The following is a 524-nucleotide window of genomic DNA, read 5'->3' on the forward strand; positions in this document are numbered from 1 at the left end:
GAAACCGCATTTGTTAGGCATCAGCAAGCGTGGCGATCGTAATCAGCGACGTTTGCTTGTGCAATGCAGTCAGACCTTTATCAATCACTTGGATAAACAGGTCGGACACTTGGCGGATTGGGTGCGCGGGCTGTTAGCTCGTCACCATCGCAATGTTGTGGTGTGTGCGTTGGCGAACAAACTGGCACGCATAGCCTGGGCCTTAGCGCATACCCATGGAATATATGAAGCAGGGCCAAGCGTACAGAACGCTTGACCCTGCGTTACCGAGCACCACCCACCTGGTTTTGCGATGCTGGATAACAGATGACGTAAACGGCCTACCGACCTGACAGAAAACCTGGGCTCCCACACGGCTCTAAAGCCGATCTACCCTAATCAGGACTGTCAGGCGCGATTTTCATCGCGGCGCGAATCTCACTTTTCGACGCCGAATAGATTGCGGCAAGCCAATCACGCACCCAAGTTCAGTATTGCAGAAACTGAGAGGACCATAGATGTGGGAGCGAGCCTGCTCGCGATGA

General features: G+C 53.6%; 1 pseudogene. It reads left to right on the top strand.

Annotated features, from left to right (window positions below):
* A pseudogene (locus EGM97_RS26130) lies at positions 1-256 on the top strand (IS110 family transposase); the annotation flags it as partial.
* Positions 257-524: the final 268 nt, after the last annotated feature.

The sequence above is a fragment of the Pseudomonas sp. AF32 genome, from assembly GCF_022342325.2.
Lineage (GTDB): Bacteria > Pseudomonadota > Gammaproteobacteria > Pseudomonadales > Pseudomonadaceae > Aquipseudomonas > Aquipseudomonas uvaldensis.